This window comes from Streptomyces sp. NPDC051315 (genome assembly GCF_044455165.1).
In the GTDB taxonomy this organism is placed as follows: domain Bacteria; phylum Actinomycetota; class Actinomycetes; order Streptomycetales; family Streptomycetaceae; genus Streptomyces.
Window position 1 is genome coordinate 75,211 of sequence record NZ_JBITEN010000029.1, and the last position, 18,099, is coordinate 93,309.

13 protein-coding genes and 1 pseudogene are annotated in these 18,099 nt (G+C 72.7%); 12 read left to right on the top strand and 2 right to left on the bottom strand.

Annotated elements, in window-relative coordinates; translation table 11 throughout:
* Window positions 1–11 precede the first annotated feature (11 nt).
* Both ACIBBD_RS36750 and ACIBBD_RS36755 read left to right on the top strand, forming a co-directional pair.
* Window positions 12–3,692, top strand: coding sequence for a glycosyltransferase (locus ACIBBD_RS36750; RefSeq protein WP_399424111.1), 3,681 nt, complete (start codon window positions 12–14; stop codon window positions 3,690–3,692).
* Window positions 3,689–5,185, top strand: coding sequence for a DUF5719 family protein (locus ACIBBD_RS36755; RefSeq protein WP_399424112.1), 1,497 nt, complete (start codon window positions 3,689–3,691; stop codon window positions 5,183–5,185). The genes ACIBBD_RS36750 and ACIBBD_RS36755 overlap by 4 nt, the downstream gene beginning before the upstream one ends.
* A 31-nt stretch (window positions 5,186–5,216) precedes the next feature.
* On the opposite strand, the gene ACIBBD_RS36760 is transcribed toward ACIBBD_RS36755, so the two are convergent.
* Entirely contained in the window at window positions 5,217–5,597 is a 381-nt protein-coding gene (locus ACIBBD_RS36760) for a metallopeptidase family protein (protein ID WP_399424114.1), read from the bottom strand.
* A 364-nt stretch (window positions 5,598–5,961) separates the two neighbouring features.
* On the opposite strand from ACIBBD_RS36760, the gene ACIBBD_RS36765 reads away from it, so the two are divergent.
* The 9 genes and pseudogenes from ACIBBD_RS36765 (at window position 5,962) to ACIBBD_RS36805 (ending at window position 15,708) form a co-directional block, all read left to right on the top strand.
* Window positions 5,962–6,384 carry a DUF3499 domain-containing protein gene (locus ACIBBD_RS36765; RefSeq protein ID WP_010034669.1) on the top strand — a complete coding sequence of 141 codons (423 nt, stop codon included), beginning with the start codon at window positions 5,962–5,964 and terminating at the stop codon, window positions 6,382–6,384.
* A 129-nt stretch (window positions 6,385–6,513) separates the two neighbouring features.
* Window positions 6,514–7,348: pseudogene (locus ACIBBD_RS36770) on the top strand (L-lactate permease).
* Window positions 7,349–7,473: 125 nt separating this feature from the next.
* Window positions 7,474–8,838 (top strand): phosphomannomutase/phosphoglucomutase, encoded by a 1,365-nt coding sequence (locus ACIBBD_RS36775; protein ID WP_399424116.1) that lies wholly within the window; start codon window positions 7,474–7,476, stop codon window positions 8,836–8,838.
* Between the two features lie 473 nt (window positions 8,839–9,311).
* Window positions 9,312–9,482 carry a Trm112 family protein gene (locus ACIBBD_RS36780; RefSeq protein WP_007382472.1) on the top strand — a complete coding sequence of 57 codons (171 nt, stop codon included), beginning with the start codon at window positions 9,312–9,314 and terminating at the stop codon, window positions 9,480–9,482.
* An 84-nt stretch (window positions 9,483–9,566) separates the two neighbouring features.
* A complete protein-coding gene (locus ACIBBD_RS36785; protein ID WP_399424118.1) occupies window positions 9,567–10,700 on the top strand; it encodes an SIS domain-containing protein in 1,134 nt (377 codons plus the stop codon).
* 131 nt (window positions 10,701–10,831) lie between these two features.
* Window positions 10,832–11,983 (top strand): mannose-6-phosphate isomerase, class I, encoded by a 1,152-nt coding sequence (gene manA, locus ACIBBD_RS36790; protein ID WP_399424120.1) that lies wholly within the window; start codon window positions 10,832–10,834, stop codon window positions 11,981–11,983.
* 135 nt (window positions 11,984–12,118) lie between these two features.
* Window positions 12,119–13,099, top strand: coding sequence for a cation diffusion facilitator family transporter (locus tag ACIBBD_RS36795; protein ID WP_399424122.1), 981 nt, complete (start codon window positions 12,119–12,121; stop codon window positions 13,097–13,099).
* 335 nt (window positions 13,100–13,434) lie between these two features.
* Window positions 13,435–14,892 carry an adenosylhomocysteinase gene (gene ahcY / locus ACIBBD_RS36800; protein WP_399424123.1) on the top strand — a complete coding sequence of 486 codons (1,458 nt, stop codon included), beginning with the start codon at window positions 13,435–13,437 and terminating at the stop codon, window positions 14,890–14,892.
* A 201-nt stretch (window positions 14,893–15,093) separates the two neighbouring features.
* A complete protein-coding gene (locus ACIBBD_RS36805; protein ID WP_399424125.1) occupies window positions 15,094–15,708 on the top strand; it encodes a hypothetical protein in 615 nt (204 codons plus the stop codon).
* A gap of 55 nt (window positions 15,709–15,763) precedes the next feature.
* On the opposite strand, the gene ACIBBD_RS36810 is transcribed toward ACIBBD_RS36805, so the two are convergent.
* Window positions 15,764–16,660, bottom strand: a complete 897-nt coding sequence (locus ACIBBD_RS36810) for an RDD family protein (protein ID WP_399424126.1) — start codon at window positions 16,658–16,660, stop codon at window positions 15,764–15,766.
* Window positions 16,661–16,789: 129 nt separating this feature from the next.
* Here ACIBBD_RS36810 and ACIBBD_RS36815 point away from each other — a divergent pair, with 129 nt between their 5' ends.
* On the top strand, window positions 16,790–17,794 hold the full coding sequence (locus ACIBBD_RS36815) for a stage II sporulation protein M (protein ID WP_399424127.1): 1,005 nt from the start codon (window positions 16,790–16,792) through the stop codon (window positions 17,792–17,794).
* Window positions 17,795–18,099 lie beyond the last annotated feature (305 nt).

The following is an 18,099-nucleotide window of genomic DNA, read 5'->3' on the forward strand; positions in this document are numbered from 1 at the left end:
CCCGTACCTCGATGTCCGTGCACAGCCACACTGCAGCCCAACGCGACGCTGCCACGGCCGGGTTTGACCCGACCCGCCCGCCCGAGTTCCCACGCCACGTGGTGACCGCGGTGCTCGTCACCCACGACGGCGCCCGCTGGCTGCCCGACGCGCTCGCCGGGCTGCTCGGCCAGGAGCGCCCCGTCCAGTCCGTCATGGCCGCCGACACCGGCAGCGCGGACGACTCCGCCCAGCTCGTCACCGACGCGCTCGGCGCCGACCGTGTCCTGCACCTCGCCCGGCGGACGGGATTCGGCCAGGCCGTCGAGGAGGCCCACCGCACGGCCCCGGTCCTCACCCCCGAGGAACTGCCGTACCTCAAGCGCCCCAGCGGCTGGGACCCCGTCACGCGCACCTGGCGCGACGACGCCTACGACCTGCCGGAGCTCCCGTACGGCGAGCCCGTCCAGTGGCTCTGGCTGCTGCACGACGACTGCGCCCCCGAACCCGACGCCCTGGCCGAACTGCTGCGCGTCGTGGACCACGAGATCGAACTGGGCCGCGACGACGTGGCCGTGGTCGGCCCCAAGCTCCGCGGCTGGTACGACCGCCGCCAGCTCCTCGAGGTCGGCGTCACCATCGCCCACTCCGGCCGCCGCTGGACCGGTCTGGACCGCCGCGAACAGGACCAGGGCCAGCACGACCACGTCCGCCCCGTCCTGTCCGTGTCCACCGCCGGCATGCTGATCCGCCGCGACGTCTTCGACGAACTCGGCGGCTTCGACCGGCGCCTGCCCCTCATGCGTGACGACGTCGACCTGTGCTGGCGCGCGCACGCCGCCGGCCACCGCGTCCTCGTCGCCCCCGACGCCGTCGTACGGCACGCCGAGGCCGCCTCCCGGGAGCGGCGCACCGTCGACTGCGCGGGCCGCACCTCGGCCTCCCCCCACAAGGTCGACAAGGCCGGCGCCGTCTACACCCTCCTCGTCAACAGCCGGACCGCACTGCTGCCCTGGATCCTGGTCCGCCTGGTCCTCGGCACGCTCCTGCGGACCGTCGCCTACCTCGTCGGGAAGGTTCCCGGACAGGCCGTCGACGAGATCCGCGGCCTGCTCGGCACCCTGCTGCGGCCCGAGCTGATCATCGCCGGACGGCGCAGGCGCGGCCGCCCGCAGATCGACAAGGACGAGCTGCGACCCCTGTTCCCGCCGCCCGGCGCGACCGTACGGGCCACCGTCGAACAGGTCGCCGGCGACTTCCTCGGCGCCTCCGACGCCGAGACCACCACCGGCGCCGGACGACACGGCGGCGCCATCGAGTCCGGCCCCGGCGGCGACGACGCCGACTTCCTGGAGATCGAGCAGTTCGCCCGCCTCAAGCGCATCGCCCGCAAGCCCGGCCCGGTGCTCTTCCTGGTGCTGCTGCTCGTCTCCCTGGTCGCCTGCCGCAACCTCCTGGGCGGGGGCGCGCTCGCGGGCGGCGCCCTGCTGCCCGCCCCGGCCGACGCCTCCGACCTGTGGTCGCGCTACCTCGACGCCTGGCACCCGGTGGGCGCCGGCGGCACCTCGTCCGCCCCGCCCTACCTCGCGATCATCGCGACACTGTCCACCCTGCTGTTCGGCTCGACCGGCCTCGCCGTCACCGTCCTGCTCGTCTGCTCGGTCCCGCTGGCCGGCCTCACCGCCTACTTCGCCTCCCGGCCGCTCGTCGAGTCCCGCCTGCTGCGCGCGTGGGGCGCGGTCGTCTACGCCTTCCTGCCCGCCGCCACCGGCGCCCTCGCCGGCGGCCGCGTGGGCACCGCCGTCCTGGCCGTCCTGCTGCCGCTCATCGCGCGCGCGGGCATCGCCGCGAGCGGCCTGGCCCACTCCTCGGGGGCACGCGGCAGCTGGCGGGCCACCTGGGCGTACGCGCTGCTGCTGACGATCACCACCGCGTTCACGCCGATCGTCTGGCCCGTCGCCCTGGTCCTCGGCCTCGCCGTCCTGGCCGTGCGCCGCACCGACCTCCCCGCCTACGGCCTGCGCTTCGTGGCCCAGCTCGGCACGCCCCTGCTGCTCCTCGCGCCCTGGTCGCTCACGCTGCTGCCGTTCGGCTTCTTCACCGAGGCCGGCCTGGAGTACGGCCCGTCGACGGCCACCGCGACCGACCTGCTCGGCGCCAGCCCCGGCGGACCCGGCACCGTCGACGGACTGATGCTGATCGGCGTCGTCCTGGCCGCGCTGGCCGCCCTGCTGCGCTCCGAGCGTGAGGCCGCGATCCGGACGGCCTGGGCGATCGCCCTGGTGGGCCTCGTCTTCGCGGTCCTGTCCAACAGCTCCACCTGGGCCGGCCCCGCCACCCTCGTCTACGGCATCGCCCTGCTCGCCGCCGCGGTCATGGGCGCCGACGGGGCACGCGCGCGGGTCGCCGAGCAGAGCTTCGGCTGGCGCCAGCCGGTCGCCGCCCTCATCGCCTTCTCCGCGGCCGCGGGCCCCCTGCTCGTCGCCGCCGGCTGGATGATCGGCGGCGCCGACGGCCCGCTGGAGCGCCGCGACCCGGTCCAGGTGCCCGCGTTCGTCGCCGAGGAGAGCAGCACCCGCGACCAGGCCCGCACCCTCGTCCTCGACAGCGACTCCGCCGCCCACGTCGGCTACGTCCTGGTCCGCGGCTCCGGCGCCCGCCTCGGCGACGCCGAACTCGCCGCCGCCGACGGCGAGAACGCCGCACTCGACAAGGCCGTCGCCAACCTCGTCGCCGGCTCCGGCGCCGACCAGGCCGACCAGCTCGGCAAGTTCGCGGTGCGCTACGTCCTCGTCCACAAGGGCGCGCCCCGCGAGATCACCCGCGTCCTGGACGCCACGCCCGGCCTGTCCCGGCTCAGCCAGCAGGACGGCAGCGCCCTGTGGCGGGTGGACCAGGAGGTCTCCCGCGCGGCCATCGTCACCGGCAAGGGCACGCCGACAGCGGTCGCCGCGGGCCCCGTCGACCTCCACACCACGATCCCCGACGGCTCCGACGGCCGGATCCTGCGCCTGGCCGACGCCGCCGACGACGGCTGGACGGCCACCCTGGACGGCAAGCCGCTCACCCCCACCACCGTCGACGGCTGGGCCCAGGGCTTCGAACTCCCCGCCTCCGGCGGCAGGCTGGACGTCACCTACGAGGACCCGTTCACCCACACCGCCTGGCTGTGGGCGCAGGGCTTCCTCGCCCTGGTCCTCGTCGTCCTCGCCCTGCCCGGCCGCCGCCGCGACGTCGACGACGACCTGCCCGAGGAGCAGCTCCCGCCCGCCGAGGCCGCGACCGGCGAGGGCCGCCGCGCCCGCCGACTGCGCGCCCAGGCCGAGAACGAGGAACCCGCCCTGGACCAGGACGTCCCGCCTCCTGCCCAGGATCAGTCCCCGGTCGCGGTACCGAGCCAGCAGTCCTACGGAGACTGGGACGCACCGAGCCACACCGGCGCCGAGTACGGCGGCTACGGCACCGACCAGTACCAGGGCACCCAGCAGCAGTACCCGGCCGGCGCCTACGACCAGCAGTCCTACGACCCCTACCAGGCAGGCGGGTACGACCCGTACGCCTACGACGGCCAGGGCCGGCAGACGGGTTCCCACGACCGGGCCTACCAGCAGGGCTACGACCCCTACGGCCAGGGCGGCTACGACCCCGCCTACGACCCGGACCGGCACCCCCACGGCACCGGCAGCGAGCGCCCCGACGGGAGCCAGCAGTGAACCGCACCACCCTGTCCCTGATCGTCGGTACGGCCGCGCTCGCCGCCGTCACCGGCTTCGCCACGCTCACCGAGCCGGCCGCCCCCACCACGGACACCGCGAAGGCGGCCGCCGTCCTGCCCGTGGAGCGCACCAACCTGCTGTGCCCGGCGCCCAGCGCCTCCGACCTCGCGGAGACGACGTACACGTCGTTCACGCCGGTCACCAAGGGCACGGGAAGCGAGGGCACGGCCGAACTCCGGTCCGCCGCGGCGGAGTCCGCGGCCGCCGGGAGCGCCGACGGCGACAAGAAGACCACGGCCGAGCCCGTGCTCACGCCCAAGGCACCCGGCACGCCCGTCACCGGCGACACCTCCGGCGGCGACACGCCCGCGCTCGTGGGCACCGCCGAGGGCAAGTTCGCGCCCGGCTGGACGGTCCAGGAGTCCACGCAGGTCTCCGCCGGCACCGGCCGCGGCCTGCTCGGCGTCACCTGCACCGCGCCCGACACCGAGTTCTGGTTCCCGGGCGTCAGCACGGCGGCCGACCGCACGGACTACGTCCACCTCACCAACCCGGACGACTCCGCCGCCGTCGCCGACATCGAGCTGTACGGCAAGGACGGCGCCGTGACGACCACGGTGGGGGAGGGACTCACGATCCCGGCGCACTCCAGCGAGCCGATCCTGCTGTCCACGCTCACCGACGAGAAGCAGGACGACCTCACCGTCCACGTCAACGTCCGCAGCGGCCGGGTCGGGGCCGCCGTCCAGGCCCTGGACGACAAGCTGGGCGGCGACTGGCTGGCCGCGTCCACCGAACCGGCGGGCAGCCTGGTCGTGCCCGGCGTCCCCAAGGACGCCACGGCCGTCCGCCTGGTCGCCTTCGCGCCGGGCGACGCCGACGCGGACCTGAAGGTCCAACTCGCCTCCGCCTCCGGCCTGATCACCCCGGCGGGACACGAGACGCTGCACGTCAAGGGCGGCATGACGACCGCCGTCGACCTCGGTGACGTCACGCGCGGGGAGGCCGGCTCCCTGGTCCTGACCCCCACCGACCAGTCGGTGCCGGTCGTCGCGGCCGTCCGCGTGGTGCGCGGCAAGGGCGACAAGCAGGAGTCGGCCTTCATCCCCGCCACGAGCCCGGTCGGCACGCGCGCGTCCGTCGTCGACAACACCGTCAAGGGCTCCACGCTCTCCCTGACCGCCCCCCAGGGCACCGCCAAGGTGAAGGTCACCGCCTCCGCCGGCAGCGGGGGAGGCACGGCGGCCTCCAAGACGTACACCATCAGGTCCGGGACCACGCAGGACGTCGAACTCCCCGTACCCACCGGCCTGAAGGGCACCTACGCCCTGACCGTGGAGCCCCTCACCGACACCCCCGTGCACGCCGCGCGCACCCTGACGGCCTCGGTGGAGGGACTGCCGGGCTTCACCATCCAGACCCTGCCGGACGACCGGGGGACGGTGGCGGTGCCGGAGGCGGACGAGGACCTGACGGTGCTGCAGAAGTAGCGGAGGTCCGGGGAGGGCGCGGGCCGCGCGCTCAGTCCTCCCCGTACCGGGGATCCACCGTCTCCGGAGTCAGCCCCAGTAGCTCCGCCACCTGCTCCACGACGATCTCGTGCACCAGCGCGGCCCGCTCGTCGCGCCCCTTGGTGCGGATCTCGACGGGCCGCCGGTAGACGACCACCCGCGCCCGACGGCCCTCGCGCGGGGGGATCGTCCCGCCCAGCGGGACCGCCTCGTCGTTCCACGGCCCCGCGGCCCCGTCCAGCCGGGGCACCTCCAGCACCATGAAGTCGATGTCGGCGAGCTGCGGCCACCGCCGCTCCAGCCGCTCCACGGAGTCCTGCACCAGATCCGCGAAGACATCGGCACGGCTCGCGGCCAGCGGCACCTGAGGGGGCGCGATCGGCCCCCGCATGCCCCGGCCGTGGCGATCACGGCGGCGGGGCCCGGGGCCTGCGGCAGGGGGCGGTACGGGGCTGTCCATCACTACTGAAGCGTAGTCCCCGTCGCGACCGGCCGCCCGGGCCCACACGCCGTCCCGGCCACCGTCCGACCGCTCCGCACGGCATGTCGCAGGATGACCATTCCAGCCAAGGTTGGGCTCGATTCCGTATCTCTCCGAGACCGGTGAACTCATGGCAATTGATGGTGTTTGTACCGGGTGGTGACCGGATTCGATGACCTTCCTCGCCTGGAGGACTGGTGTTCGTGCAGGTCAGCGCGGTATGACTGGAGTGGCCTGTGGGGCGTTTCACAACACGACACGGTGGAGTGACCTGGTGGAGAGTCGTCGCGGCCCGCTCAAGAGTGCGGTACCGTCCAACGTCGTGAGCCCTGTACGTCGCTGTTCGCGAACCGCCTGCGGCCGACCCGCCGTCGCGACGCTGACGTACGTCTACGCCGACTCGACCGCGGTCCTCGGCCCGCTCGCCACCTACGCCGAACCCCACTGCTACGACCTGTGCGCCGAGCATTCCGAGCGCCTCACCGCCCCGCGCGGCTGGGAGGTCGTCCGGCTGCTCGACGGCTCCGCTCCCGCGCGCCCCAGCGGCGACGACCTGGAAGCGCTTGCCAACGCCGTGCGCGAGGCGGCCCGTCCGCAGGAGCGCGCGGCCGGAGCCGGTGGCGGGGGTCGTGCGGCGGACCCGATGGAGGTCGCGCGCCGTGGTCATCTGAGAGTGCTGCGCTCGCCCGACAACTGACACCCCTTCCGGGGCGACAACCCGCGCCCGGGCCATTGACGGCGGGTTGGCGTGGACACGACTATTCCGTGTCGGTCGCTGCGAGACATCGCTTTCCGCATGTCGGACATGACGGAACCGGGGGCGCCCGTGTACGTCCGGGAACTGCAGCCCGTCGCCGGCTCGCTCGGCCTGTCCGCCCTCGTCGCGGCCGTGCCCCTCGTGCGCGTCCTCGTCCTGCTGGGCGGTGTCCGCGTGAAGGCGCACCCGGCGGGCCTGACGGGCCTCCTGGCCACCCTTCTCGTCGCCCGCCCCGCCTACGGCATGCCGGTGGGCCAGACGCTCTCCGGCGCCGCGCAGGGTGCGGCGTTCGGTCTCCTCCCCATCCTGTGGATCGTCGTCAACGCCCTGTGGGTGTACCGGATGCCCTGGTGGTGGCCTTCTGCTTCGGCGCCCCGCTGGAGGCGCTCGCCGGGTTCGGCGCCCCGGTCGCCATCTGCTCGGTCATGCTCGTCGCCCTGGGCTTCGACCCGGTCCGCGCGGCCGTGGTCTGCCTCGTCGCCAACACAGCGCCGGTCGCCTTCGTCGCGATGGGCACGCCGGTCGTGACGCTCGCTCAGGTCACCGGCCTGCCCCTGGACACGGTGGCCTCGGTGGTGGGCCGTCAGACCCCGCTGCTCGCCCTCGTGGTGCCGCTCGTGCTGGTCGCTCCGCCGACGCGCTCTTCGGCGCCCTCCAGGTCACCGCCGCCCGCGCATCCGGCCTCTCGCCCGAACTCCTCGCCGCCGCCAACAGCTCCGGCGGCGTGCTCGGCAAGATGATCTCCCCGCAGAACCTCACCATCGCCTGCGCCGCCGTCGGCCTCGCCGGCCGCGAGGGCGACGTGCTGCGCAAGGTGCTGCCCTGGAGCATCGGCCTGCTCCTCGTGATGTGCCTCGTCCTGGTGGGTCAGAGTTCACCCGTACTGGACCGGATGCTGCCGTAGGAGCGCTCTGACCTGAGGCGACGGCCCACACCACGTCTGTGGGCCGACTCGGCGGACCGACAGCGGTCCGTCGGTGGCTCCGGGTAGTTTGTGGTGACTCACAGAACTTTCAGGAAGGTTTGGCCGTGGCTGCTGATCTGTCGCAGATCGTGAAGGCGTACGACGTACGCGGGGTGGTCCCGGATCAGTGGGACGAGTCGCTGGCCGAGCTGTTCGGGGCGGCCTTCGCCCAGGTCACCGACGCGGAGGCGATCGTCGTCGGCCACGACATGCGCCCCTCGTCGCCCGGCCTGTCCAGAGCCTTCGCCCGCGGCGCGGCGGCTCGCGGCGTGCACGTCACCGAGATCGGCCTGTGCTCCACGGACCAGCTGTACTACGCCTCCGGAGCGCTGAACCTGCCCGGCGCGATGTTCACCGCCTCGCACAACCCCGCTCAGTACAACGGCATCAAGCTGTGCCGCGCGGGAGCGGCCCCCGTCGGCCAGGACACGGGCCTCGCCGAGATCCGCGAACTCGTCGAGCGCTGGACGGACTCGGCCGCACCCGAGCCCGCCCCGGTCCCGGGAGCCCTCACCCGGGCCGACACGTTGGAGGACTACGCCGCGCACCTGCGCTCCCTCGTCGACCTCACCTCCATCCGCCCCCTGAAGGTCGTCGTCGACGCGGGCAACGGCATGGGCGGCCACACCGTCCCCACGGTTTTCGCCGGCCTGCCCCTGACGCTGGTTGCGATGTACTTCGAACTGGACGGCACCTTCCCCAACCACGAGGCCAACCCCCTCGACCCGGCCAACCTCGTCGACCTGCAGAAGCGGGTCCGCGAGGAGAACGCCGACCTCGGCCTGGCCTTCGACGGCGACGCCGACCGCTGCTTCGTCGTCGACGAGCAGGGCGACCCGGTCTCCCCGTCAGCGATCACCGCCCTCGTCGCCGCCCGCGAACTCGCCCGCCACGGCGGCACGGGCGCGGTCATCCACAACCTGATCACCTCCTGGACCGTCCCCGAGGTGGTCGAGGAGAACGGCGGCACCCCCGTCCGCACCCGCGTCGGCCACTCCTTCATCAAGGCGGAGATGGCCCGCACCGGCGCGATCTTCGGCGGCGAACACTCCGCCCACTACTACTTCAAGGACTTCTGGAACGCCGACACCGGCATGCTGGCGGCCCTCCACGTCCTCGCCGCCCTCGGCGGCCAGGACGCCCCCCTGTCCTCCCTGGTCGCCCAGTACGACCGCTACACGGGCTCCGGCGAGATCAACTCCACGGTCGACGACCAGACGGCCCGCATCGCGGCGATCAAGGCCGCGTACGGCAGCCGGGAGGACGTGACCCTCGACGAACTCGACGGCCTCACGATCTCCGCCACCGACTGGTGGTTCAACGTCCGCCCCTCCAACACCGAGCCCCTCCTGCGCCTGAACGCGGAAGCGCGGGACGAGGCGACGATGCGGAAGATCCGGGACGAGGTACTGGGCATCATCCGCGGCTGACACGGCTGACACGGCTGACACGGTGGACGGCCCGGCGGGCGGCGGCCCGGCGGGCGGGGCTGGGCGGACGGCGGGTGGCGGCTCGCCGGGTGCCGCCCGCCCGGCGGGGACTCGGTGGACGGCGGCTCGGCGGGGGCGGCTTGCCGGGTCACCACCTGGGAGCGGGGGCTTGGTGGACGGCGGGTGGCGACCGGCGGCTTGCCGGGTGGGGCTCTGCGGGCGGCGGCTCACCGAGTGACGCTCGGCGGGGCCCGGTGGACGGCGGCTCGGCGGCGACGGCCCGGCGAGTGGCGGCTCGCCGGGCGAGGCAGCGGTGCCGCCCGCCCCGCCACTCCTCCGGGTGGTGCGACCCGAGAAGTCACCACCCCGGTCACCCCAACACCCCACCCATACCAGCGGTACGCTGACCAGGCACATCCGCACACCCCACACCCACGGCAACCGCACGGACCCACCCGAAGGGACACCACCCCATGCCGCTCGAAGCCGGCCTCCTGGAGATCCTCGCCTGCCCGGCCTGCCACGCCCCCCTCAAGGAGCAGGACACCGAGCTGATCTGCACCGGTCAGGACTGCGGCCTGGCCTACCCCGTGCGCGACGGCATCCCCGTCCTCCTCGTCGACGAGGCCCGCCGCCCCGCGTGACGCCGGCCCCCAGGCCCACCCCCGCATCACCGCCCACCGGCGCCCGCACACCGACGACGACCCGGCGATCGGAGAACTGACACCATGCTCGACGAATCGCTGCTCGACACGCCGGAGGCCCTGGCCGAGGCAGACCACCGCGCCCTCCTGCGCGGAGCGGCCGAAGCCGGCGCCCGCGTCCGCACCGCCGCCCGGCACGCCCACGAGGCAGGCGTCCGCGAACTCACACCGGACGGCCGCCCGCGCGCGATCCTCATCGCGGGCCCCGGCGCCGCCGCCACCTGCGTCGCCGACCTCCTCGGCACCCTCGCCGGCGCCGCCTGCCCGGTCACCCGCCTCGCCCCCACCGGCGTGGCCCCCGCCGCGGGCGCCCTGCGCTGGGAACTCCCCGGCTGGATCGGCTCCGTCGACCTCCTCCTGATCGCCACCCCCGACGGCACCGAACCCGGCCTGTCCCTCCTCGCCGAGCAGGCCTACCGCCGCGGCTGCACCGTCGTCGCCGTGGCCCCCGCCCACTCCCCGCTCACCGAAGCGGTGACCGCCGCCCACGGCCTGTTCGTACCGATGGCGACCGCCCCGTACGAGCAGGACGAACAACCCCCCGTCGCCGCGTCCGCCCCCGGCGTCCTGTGGGCCCTGTTCACCCCGCTCCTCGCGCTCCTCGACCGCATCGCGCTGCTCTCCGCCCCGCCGGACGCGCTGGAGAAGGTCGCCGACCGTCTCGACCACATCGCCGAGCGCTGCGGTCCCGCCATCGCGACCTACAGCAACCCCGCCAAGACCCTGGCCGCCGAACTCGCCGACGCCCTCCCCGTCATCTGGACCGAGGGCGTCTCCGCCGGCCCCGCCGGCCGCCGCTTCGCCGCCGCGCTCGCCGAGCTCTCCGGCCGCCCCGCCCTCGTCGCCGAACTCCCCGAGGCCCTCGCCGAACACAGCGCTCTGCTCGCCGGCCCCCTCGCCGCCAGCGCCGACCCGGACGACTTCTTCCGCGACCGCGTCGAGGAACCGCCCGCCCTGCACGCGCGCGTGGTGCTGCTGCGCGACCGCCCCATCGGCGGCCTCACCGCCGCCCCGGCCGCCCGTGACCTGGCCCTCAGCCACGACACGCCGATCAGCGAGCTCGAACCGGAGCCCGGCGACGAACTCGTCACCCTGGCCGAGCTGATCGCCATCACGGATTTCGCCGCCGTTTACCTGGCGCTCGCCTCGAGCACCTGATCTGGCGACCGACCGTCCGCGGACAGCCGACGGCCGTCGCGGACACCCCGGCAGACCGCCGCAGCCGACACGACGGCCGCGACAGCCGTGACAGCCGCGACAGACCGACAGAACAGACAGGCAGACACCGCATGGACCGCCTCGACAACACCATCCGCCCCTACGCCTGGGGCTCCCCCACCGCCATCCCGCGCCTGCTCGGCGTGGAACCGACCGGCGAACCGCAGGCGGAGATGTGGATGGGCGCCCACCCGGGCGCCCCCTCCCGCACCGACCGGGGCACCCTCGTCGAGGTCATCCAGAGCGACCCGCACAAGGAACTCGGCACAGCGGCCGTCGACAAGTTCGGCCCCCGCCTCCCCTTCCTCCTCAAGATCCTCGCCGCGGGCGCACCCCTCTCCCTCCAGGTCCACCCCGACCCGACCCAGGCACGCGCGGGCTACGAGGACGAGGAACGCCGCGGCATCCCCGTCGACGCCCCCCACCGCAACTACAAGGACGCCAACCACAAGCCCGAGCTCATCTGCGCCCTCACCGAGTTCGACGGCCTGTGCGGCTTCCGCGCCCCCGCCCAGGCCGCCGACCTCCTCGACGGCCTCGGCGTCGACTCACTCAAGCCGTACGTCGACCTCCTGCACGCCCATCCCGAGGAGGCCGCCCTGCGTGAGGTCCTCACCGCCGTCCTCACCGCCGACCCCGAGGAGATGGCCCACACCGTCGCGGCCGCCGCGGCCGCCTGCGACCGCCTCGGCGGCGACCACGCCCCCTACGCCGGCATCGCCCACCACCACCCCGGCGACCCCGGCGTCATCGCGGCCATGCTCCTCAACCACGTCCGCCTCCAGCCCGGCGAGGCCCTCTTCCTCGGCGCCGGCATCCCGCACGCCTACCTCAACGGCCTCGGCGTCGAGATCATGGCCAACTCCGACAACGTCCTGCGCTGCGGCCTGACCCCCAAGCACGTCGACGTACCCGAACTCCTGCGCGTCGTCCGCTTCGAGCCCGGCGACCCCGGCGTCCTGCGCCCCGAGGCCGCCCCGGACGGCGAAGAGGTCTACGAGACTCCCATCGACGAGTTCCGCCTCTCCCGGTACGTCCTCCCCGAGGGCACCACCGCCCACGACCTCACCCTCCCCGCCCCGCAGATCCTCCTGTGCACGGCAGGCTCCGTCCACGCCGGCGGCCACACCCTGACCCCCGGCCACTCCGTCTTCGTCCCCGCGGGTGAAAAAGCCGAAGTGTCCGGAGTCGGTACGGTCTTCCGGGCGACCGTCGTCGTCTGACGCATCCCACGCCGCCCACCGGGCACACGCAGGTCGGTCAGGGCTGCAACAATGCCCACCGCAAAGGGCGGGCAAAGCCGACGACGGCACGAGCGCCCCGAGGAACACCCGAGGACGAAGGGACCACGCGAACACATGAGCGCGTCAGGCGGCACCAAGGCGATCGTGGCGGCACTCGCAGCCAACCTCGCGATCGCGGTAGCGAAGTTCGTGGCGTTCGCCTTCAGCGGCTCGTCGTCGATGCTCGCCGAAGGCGTGCACTCGCTCGCCGACTCCGGCAACCAGGCCCTCCTCCTGGTCGGCGGCAAGAAGGCCCAGCGCGAGGCCACCCCGCAACACCCCTTCGGCTACGGCCGCGAGCGCTACATCTACGCCTTCCTGGTCTCCATCGTCCTCTTCTCGGTCGGCGGCATGTTCGCCATCTACGAGGGCTACGAGAAGATCAAGCACCCGCACGAGATCGAGCACTGGTACTGGCCGGTGGGCGTCCTCGTCTTCGCGATCATCGCCGAGTCGTTCTCCTTCCGGACGGCCATCAAGGAGTCCAACGTCCTGCGCGGCAGGAAGTCCTGGAAGGAGTTCGTCCGCCATGCCAAGGCCCCCGAACTCCCGGTCGTCCTCCTGGAGGACCTCGGCGCACTCGTCGGCCTGATCCTCGCCCTCATCGGCGTCAGCCTGGCCCTGGTCACCGGCGACGGCGTCTGGGACGGCATCGGCACCATCTGCATCGGCGTCCTGCTCGTCCTCATCGCCCTCGTCCTCGCCGCCGAGACCAAGTCGCTCCTCCTCGGCGAGTCCGCCGGCCCGGAGGAGAGCGAGAAGATCGCGGCCGCCCTCGTCGACGGCGACACCGTCACCCGCGTCATCCACATGCGCACCCTCCACCTCGGCCCCGAGGAACTCCTCGTCGCCGCCAAGATCGCCGTCCAGCACGACGACACGGCCACCGAGATCGCCCGCGCCATCGACGCCGCCGAAGCCCGCATCCGCGACGCCGTCCCCATCGCCCGCGTCATCTACCTCGAGCCCGACGTCTACAGCGAGACCGAAGCCGCCAAGGGCGCGGACCCCGAAGCGACCCCCGGCGGCCCGGCCCACCCCCCGGCCGACCACTGACCCTCCCCCCACCCGACGGGGCTCGCCGAACACCGGCGGGCCCCGCCCCCTTTTTCCCACCCCCCGACCACGGCCTCACCCTCCGTGATCGGCGTGATCTGTTCGGAGGTGGACTGGGGCCGCCCGGCGCCTCCGGTGTAGCTTGGAACGGAGCCAGACGTCGCTGCTGATGGCGGTCGGGCGGTCCCGCACGGACCGACCGAGGGAGAGAGGGCCTCCGACGGACTGCGCTGCGCGCACGCGGGCATGCCTGTGTCCCCTCAGGGCACCCCTGTGTCCGCCGCCGCGCAGACCAGCCGTACCCAGACCTCGACCCAACCCGAGGAGCAGCTCGCATGACGACTGTCGACAACCGACAGGACTTCAAGGTCGCCGACCTCTCCCTGGCCGAGTTCGGCCGCAAGGAGATCACCCTCGCCGAGCACGAGATGCCCGGCCTCATGGCGATCCGCAAGGAATACGCCGAAGCCCAGCCTCTCGCCGGCGCCCGCGTCACCGGCTCCCTGCACATGACCGTGCAGACCGCCGTCCTGATCGAGACCCTCGTCGCCCTCGGCGCGCGGGTCCGCTGGGCCTCCTGCAACATCTTCTCCACCCAGGACCACGCGGCCGCCGCCATCGCCGTCGGCCCGAACGGCACCCCCGACAACCCCCAGGGTGTCCCCGTCTTCGCCTGGAAGGGCGAGACCCTGGAGGAGTACTGGTGGTGCACCGAGCAGGCCCTGACCTGGCCGGACAGCCCCACCGGCGGCCCCAACATGATCCTCGACGACGGTGGTGACGCCACCCTCCTCGTCCACAAGGGCGTCGAGTACGAGAAGGCCGGCAAGGTCCCCTCCGTCGACACCGCCGAGAACGAGGAACACCGCGTCATCCTCGAACTCCTCAACCGCACCATCACCGACGGCTCGCAGAAGTGGACCCAGCTGGCGTCCGAGATCCGCGGCGTCACCGAGGAGACCACCACCGGCGTCCACCGCCTGTACGAGATGCAGCGCGACGGCGTCCTCCTCTTCCCGGCGATCAACGTCAACGACGCCGTCACCAAGTCGAAGTTCGACAACAAGTACGGCTGCCGCCACTCCCTCGTCGACGGCATCAACCGCGCCACCGACGTCCTCATCGGCGGCAAGACCGCCGTCGTCTGCGGCTACGGCGACGTCGGCAAGGGCTGCGCCGAGTCCCTCCGCGGCCAGGGCGCCCGCGTCATCGTCACCGAGATCGACCCCATCTGCGCCCTGCAGGCGGCGATGGACGGCTACCAGGTCACGACCCTCGACGAGGTCATCGACAAGGCCGACATCTTCATCACCACGACCGGCAACAAGGACATCATCATGGCCTCGGACATGGCCAAGATGAAGCACCAGGCCATCGTCGGCAACATCGGCCACTTCGACAACGAGATCGACATGGCCGGCCTCGCCAAGGTCCCGGGCATCGTCAAGGACGAGATCAAGCCGCAGGTCCACACCTGGACCTTCCCCGACGGCAAGAAGATCATCGTCCTCTCCGAGGGCCGCCTGCTGAACCTGGGCAACGCCACCGGCCACCCGTCGTTCGTGATGTCCAACTCCTTCGCGGACCAGACCCTGGCCCAGATCGAGCTGTTCACCAAGCCCGACGAGTACCCGACCGGCGTCTACACGCTGCCCAAGCACCTCGACGAGAAGGTCGCCCGCCTCCACCTGGACGCGCTCGGCGTGAAGCTCACCAAGCTCCGCCCCGAGCAGGCCGCCTACATCGGCGTCGACGTCGAAGGCCCCTTCAAGCCGGACCACTACCGCTACTGAGTCCACAGCCCCACCCGCCGAGGAGCGCGTCCGCGCACTGACACTGACACGCCCCTCGGCACCAGGTAGGTCCTCCGAGGCAGGCCCCCGCACCCCCGTGTCGGGGGCCTGCCCCTTCGGCCCTACGGCCGGACCGGCCGTCACCAGCACCGGACCGGCTCGCCCAGGTGACCGGACCAGCCGTCACACCCCAGGACCCCCATGCCCCGCGGCCGCTATTCGCTCCACGATCCGCACGATCACACCCCCCTCGCCCACGAGCACTTCCAGTGCGCCCCCGGCCCCTCCGGCTGGCGCTACGTCTCCCAGCTGACCACCCCCACCGGCGATCACACCGGCTCCGTCGACCTCACCCTCGACGACCTCGGCCGCCCCCTCCGCCTCGAACTCCACGCGAGCAGCTGGCAGGTACGCGGCGCAGCCCTCGACGGCGTCACCTGGGTCCGCACCGACCCCACCGGCACCCACGCCACGGAAGGCAACGTCCAAGCCCACGCCTTCACCGGCAGCTCCCCCGCCTTCCTCATCGCCACCACCCGACTCCTTCGCCTCACTCCCTCCGCATCCGCGACCCGCCTACGCCTCGTCGCCTTCACGGACCCGGTCCTCGCCCCGCGCACCGTGGACCAGTCCTGGGCGCTGGTGAACAGAGAAGCACACGCCACTGACAACGGCCCCCTGACCGTGGACGAATACCAGGTCACAGCCCTGGACACCGGCGAACAGCACTCCGTCCACATCGCCGGGGACGTGGTTCTCGCAGCCCCCGGCATCGAACTGGAAGACCTCGAGTCACCCCCGTCGGCCTTCGCCTGAACCCGACAACCCCACACGAGGACCCAGCCCCGAGAACCCACCCCGCAAGACGGAACTACGCAGGCGGCACGAACCCGGTGGCCGGACGCTCGGCCGGCCTCTGATCCACAGGCACGGCCGGCCGGCCCAGGGGAGGAGACCCCGGCACCGCAGCCGCAGAGTCCCGCACGACAGGCGGAGCCACAGGCTGCCCGACACCGCCCCCACCACCGAACGCCCGCCGCGCCTCCCGCACCTGCCGCTCCTGCACCACCGCCGCCAGATAAGCCGCCGACGGCACCCCCTCCGGCACCGGAACCCCCGTACGCGCCGCGAGATCCCCGGCCAGCCGCTCCGCCATCACCCAGCCGACCTGCGGATCAAGTTGACTCATCCGCCCCAGGTACTGCCGGACCGCCAACCACAGACCGTCCGGCACCGCCGACAGATCGAGCCCCGAGAACCGCCCCGCCAGCCACGGCGGAGGCGGTGGCAGAACACCGGTCCGCGCCACGGGCACCCGCTCCCGCACCACCAGCGTCCCCGCGAACACATCCCCGAGCCGCCGCCCCCGCGCCGACACCAGCGAGGCGACACACGCCACGACCCCCGCCGTCAGCACGATCTCGACCACACCCAGCGCACCGCGCACCAGCGCGTGCCGGAACCGGATCGGCCCACCGTCATCCCGCACCACGCGCAACCCACACGCCGCCTTCCCCAACGACCGCCCATGGCTGAGGGTCTCCACCGCGATCGGCCCGCCCACCAGCACCAGCAGAAACGTGGCGATCGACACCGCCATCCGCGCCGCCTCGTCCAAGGACGCCGTAGCCACCAGAAAGGCGATGCTGACCACGACGTAGACCGCCACGGCCACCGTCAGATCCAGCAACGCGGCCAACGCCCTGCTGGGCAGCCTGGCGGGCTGGAGTTCCAACGCCACCGCCTCACCCGTCACCAGCTCATTCACGCCCGCCGCCCCTTCCCTGACCTGCCCCGACACCGGCCAGTCTGCCAAGCTGAAGGCACACCGCGCCGCAGTACGACAAGCTGACGCTGACGACCGCCGCCGACGAGAAGCCGAGGAGCAGGCACACCGATGGACCTCGACGTCTTCGTCTCCGCCCACCGAGCCGAATGGGACCGCCTCGACGCCCTGCTGCGCCGACGTCACCTCACCGGCACCGAGGCGGACGAACTCGTCACCCTCTACCAGCGCACCGCCACTCACCTCTCACTGATCCGGTCCAGCGTTCCCGATCCCCAGCTCACCGGCCGGCTCAGCCAACTGGTGGCCCGTGCGCGCAGCACCGTGACAGGGACCCGCCGTGCCTCCTGGCGCGACGTCACCCGCTTCCTCGCCCAGGGCTTCCCCGCGGCGGTCTACCGAGCGCGTCACTGGTGGGTCCCCACCGCCCTCGTCTCCACCGCGATCGCCGCCCTCCTCGGCTGGTGGATCGGCACCCACCCGGAAGTCCAGTCCTCCATAGCCGCCCCCACCGAACTGCGCGAGCTCACCCGCCCCGGCGGCCAGTACGAGACCTACTACTCGAGCCACCCGGCCGCCTCCTTCGCCGCCCAGGTCTGGACGAACAACGCCCAGGCCGCCGCGATGTGCCTGGTCCTGGGCGTCTTCCTCGGACTCCCGGTCCTCTGGATCCTCTTCCAGAACATGCTCAACCTGGGGGTCGGCGTCGGTCTGATGTCCTCGGCCGGCCGCCTCGACACCTTCCTCGGCCTGGTCCTTCCGCACGGCCTCCTCGAACTCACCGCGGTCTTCGTCGCCGCGGGCACCGGCCTGCGCCTCGGCTGGACCGTCATCGACCCGGGCTCCCGCACGCGGCGCACCGCCCTCGCCGAGGAAGGCCGAGCCGCCGTGGGCATGGCCATCGGCCTGGCCCTCGTCCTCTTCGTCTCAGGCGCCATCGAAGGCTTCGTGACCCCCTCGGGCCTGCCCACCTGGGCCCGCATCGCCATCGGCATCACCGCCGAAGCGGCCTTCCTGGCCTACGTCTATGTCGTCGGCGGCAGGGCCGCCCGCGCCGGGGAGACCGGCGACGTCGAGGCAGCCGAACGCAGCGCCACGGTGCCGACGGCCGCCTGATGTGCGTCCACGCCCGCAGAACTGCTACTCTCCTCTTCGCCCCACAAGAGCCGTTGACACGGAGCGCGTGGGGAGGTAGATTCGAACAGTTGCCTGGACTGGACAGGGTCCGGTCGGCGACAGGTTAGTATCTATATGGCTTCCCGGGATATGCATTCCGCAGAGGCCCCTCCCGATAAATCGGAACGAATGGCTGGTCAAACCGGCCGGGAACTTCTGATAAAGTCGGAACCGCCGGAAAGGAAACCGCGAAAGAAAAGCGGGAACCTGGAAAGCGCCGAGGAAATCGGATCGAGAAAAGATCT

What these genes read in the sequence shown, in the direction of transcription:
- ACIBBD_RS36815 (WP_399424127.1), top strand. Translation starts at nt 16,790, where the DNA reads ATGGACCTCGACGTCTTCGTCTCCGCCCACCGAGCCGAATGGGACCGC.
- ACIBBD_RS36750 (WP_399424111.1), top strand. Translation starts at nt 12, where the DNA reads ATGTCCGTGCACAGCCACACTGCAGCCCAACGCGACGCTGCCACGGCC.
- manA (WP_399424120.1), top strand. Translation starts at nt 10,832, where the DNA reads ATGGACCGCCTCGACAACACCATCCGCCCCTACGCCTGGGGCTCCCCC.
- ACIBBD_RS36805 (WP_399424125.1), top strand. Translation starts at nt 15,094, where the DNA reads ATGCCCCGCGGCCGCTATTCGCTCCACGATCCGCACGATCACACCCCC.
- ACIBBD_RS36760 (WP_399424114.1), bottom strand. Translation starts at nt 5,597, where the DNA reads ATGCGGGGGCCGATCGCGCCCCCTCAGGTGCCGCTGGCCGCGAGCCGT.
- ACIBBD_RS36795 (WP_399424122.1), top strand. Translation starts at nt 12,119, where the DNA reads ATGAGCGCGTCAGGCGGCACCAAGGCGATCGTGGCGGCACTCGCAGCC.
- ACIBBD_RS36785 (WP_399424118.1), top strand. Translation starts at nt 9,567, where the DNA reads ATGCTCGACGAATCGCTGCTCGACACGCCGGAGGCCCTGGCCGAGGCA.
- ahcY (WP_399424123.1), top strand. Translation starts at nt 13,435, where the DNA reads ATGACGACTGTCGACAACCGACAGGACTTCAAGGTCGCCGACCTCTCC.
- ACIBBD_RS36780 (WP_007382472.1), top strand. Translation starts at nt 9,312, where the DNA reads ATGCCGCTCGAAGCCGGCCTCCTGGAGATCCTCGCCTGCCCGGCCTGC.